The following is a 2,010-nucleotide window of genomic DNA, read 5'->3' as shown; positions in this document are numbered from 1 at the left end:
GGTGCTGTTAGCCGTCGAGGTTTTTTCCAGACGCGTTTTTTGCGGGGCAGCCTCATTCGTTTCGCGAGGTTGTACAGTGCTAACCGGCTTCAGGGCTGATGTACGATCAATGCTCATAGTGTTGTCCTCATCGAGGGTTCGCGGCGTTTGCGCCTGACATCATCATTTGTTGAATATTTATCGGCAGTCGCCGCGAAATCTTTAAAAAGATTACAGGTTAATCAGAATATTCCCATCAGGACCGACCGTGCCGCTGACCACCTGGCCTGAGGACATTCTGACCCGGGCATTTTGCGCCACTGCGGCATTATTCAGCGCTTTTCCTTCACTGTTGATACTAAAGCCTTCGCCATTGGCGACCACCATCACCTGTTGTCCCGCCTTCACCCGCCACGCCTGGCGCAGCATAGAGAGCTGTATCGCCTGTCCAGGGGCGACATCGCGCAGGCTGACCGCCTCCTGAGCCTGGTTAATATCCAGCATCGTCCGCGGTGGAAGCTGATCCAGACGGCCTCGCTTCAGCGTTACGCTGTCTGGTTGCAGCAGGCTGCCCCGGGGAATGGGAACGGCGGCGACAACATAATTGCCTGTCGCCTGAACCGCAACCTGTAAATAACGTTTTTCGTTGGCGCAACGCGCCAGCACATTCACGTTGCCCCATAATCGGGTGCTGCCGGTCACGCTAAATGACGGGGCTTCGCAGGAAGGGTAAAGGTTAGGCGGGGTGCGTACGGTCACGCGTACGTCATCGCTGAAACCGGCCAGCTTCTGCGCAAAGAATGCATTGAGCTGGTTCTCTAACCCCTCAGCCTGCACAAGAGGGCTCAAAAGCAGCAGGGTCGCCGCAAGGCCACGTTTAAAAGTCCGCATCGCACGTTCCACCATGTCCAGAATTAAGCAAATTCTACCCGCAGTGGTTTTCCATCAACGCAACAAATAGCGACGCATTTTGCGCTTATTCCGTCGATAGGGGAGACGGGGTGAGATTTAAGCTGTGAACTGAAATTTTCTCATCAGCGGAGGAGACATGCTCGATAAACTCGACGCCGCGTTACGTTTTCAGCAGGAAGCGCTCAACTTACGCGCCCAGCGGCAGGAAATTTTAGCCGCCAATATCGCCAACGCGGACACCCCGGGGTATCAGGCGCGCGATATTGATTTTTCCAGTGAACTCAAAAAAGTGATGGAGCGTGGACGTGCCGAAGGGACGGGTGTCTCACTTGCCCTGACATCCTCACGGCATATTCCCGCTCAGGCGATGACCGCGCCAACAACTGACTTACTTTATCGTGTCCCCGATCAGCCCTCGCTTGACGGCAATACCGTCGACATGGACCGGGAGCGCACACAGTTTGCCGATAACAGCCTGCAATACCAGACAGGCCTGACGCTACTCGGCGGGCAAATCAAAGGCATGATGACCGTCCTGCAGGGGGGCAATTAGTAAATGGCCTTGCTGAATATTTTTGATATCGCCGGTTCGGCATTAACGGCGCAGTCCAAACGACTGAACGTGGCAGCCAGTAACCTGGCCAACGCCGACAGCGTGACAGGACCTGACGGACAACCGTATCGCGCTAAACAGGTTGTCTTCCAGGTTGATGCTGCACCGGGTGCGGCAACGGGCGGCGTGAAAGTGGCGGACGTGGTTGAGAGCCAGGCGCCCGACAAGCTGGTTTACGAGCCAGGCAACCCGCTCGCGGATGCCAGCGGCTACGTGAAAATGCCGAACGTGGATGTGGTCGGGGAGATGGTGAACTCCATGTCCGCGTCACGGAGTTACCAGGCAAACGTCGAAGTGCTTAATACCGTGAAGAGCATGATGCTCAAAACACTCACTCTCGGCCAGTAAAGGAGACACGCATGTCCATCGCCGTAAACGTGAATGACCCGACAAATACCGGCGTCAACAGCACCAGTAGTGCAACCGGTTCCAGCTCTCTCACCGGGAGCAATGCCTCCGATTTACAGAGCAGCTTTCTGACCCTGCTGGTGGCACAGCTGAAAAAT

Annotated in this window: 3 protein-coding genes and 2 pseudogenes; 3 read left to right on the top strand and 2 right to left on the bottom strand. The window is 55.6% G+C overall.

What is annotated here, in order from left to right; genetic code table 11:
• Positions 1-117, bottom strand: a pseudogene (locus HP459_RS22645) (anti-sigma-28 factor FlgM); the annotation flags it as partial.
• A gap of 93 nt (positions 118-210) precedes the next feature.
• The gene (gene flgA, locus HP459_RS22640) at positions 211-870 is read right to left on the bottom strand and encodes a flagellar basal body P-ring formation chaperone FlgA (RefSeq protein ID WP_022647723.1); all 660 of its coding nucleotides are present in this window, start codon (positions 868-870) and stop codon (positions 211-213) included.
• 157 nt (positions 871-1,027) lie between these two features.
• Between flgA and flgB the strand changes: the two genes are divergently transcribed.
• The 3 genes and pseudogenes from flgB to HP459_RS22625 all read left to right on the top strand — a co-directional run.
• Positions 1,028-1,444 (top strand): flagellar basal body rod protein FlgB, encoded by a 417-nt coding sequence (gene flgB, locus HP459_RS22635; protein WP_045622629.1) that lies wholly within the window; start codon positions 1,028-1,030, stop codon positions 1,442-1,444.
• Between the two features lie 3 nt (positions 1,445-1,447).
• Complete coding sequence (flgC, locus tag HP459_RS22630) at positions 1,448-1,852, top strand: flagellar basal body rod protein FlgC (RefSeq protein WP_003857997.1); 405 nt, start codon at positions 1,448-1,450, stop codon at positions 1,850-1,852.
• An 11-nt stretch (positions 1,853-1,863) separates the two neighbouring features.
• Positions 1,864-2,010, top strand: a pseudogene (locus HP459_RS22625) (flagellar hook capping FlgD N-terminal domain-containing protein); the annotation flags it as partial.

The sequence above is a fragment of the Enterobacter sp. CM29 genome, from assembly GCF_013179605.1.
Taxonomy (GTDB): domain Bacteria; phylum Pseudomonadota; class Gammaproteobacteria; order Enterobacterales; family Enterobacteriaceae; genus Enterobacter; species Enterobacter intestinihominis.
The sequence above is the reverse complement of the archived record's forward strand: the minus strand, read 5'-3'. Positions and strand labels throughout refer to the sequence as shown.

Excerpts from the sequence above, each read along its gene's own strand:
- flgA (WP_022647723.1), bottom strand. The coding sequence starts at position 870 with ATGCGGACTTTTAAACGTGGCCTTGCGGCGACCCTGCTGCTTTTGAGC.
- flgB (WP_045622629.1), top strand. The coding sequence starts at position 1,028 with ATGCTCGATAAACTCGACGCCGCGTTACGTTTTCAGCAGGAAGCGCTC.
- flgC (WP_003857997.1), top strand. The coding sequence starts at position 1,448 with ATGGCCTTGCTGAATATTTTTGATATCGCCGGTTCGGCATTAACGGCG.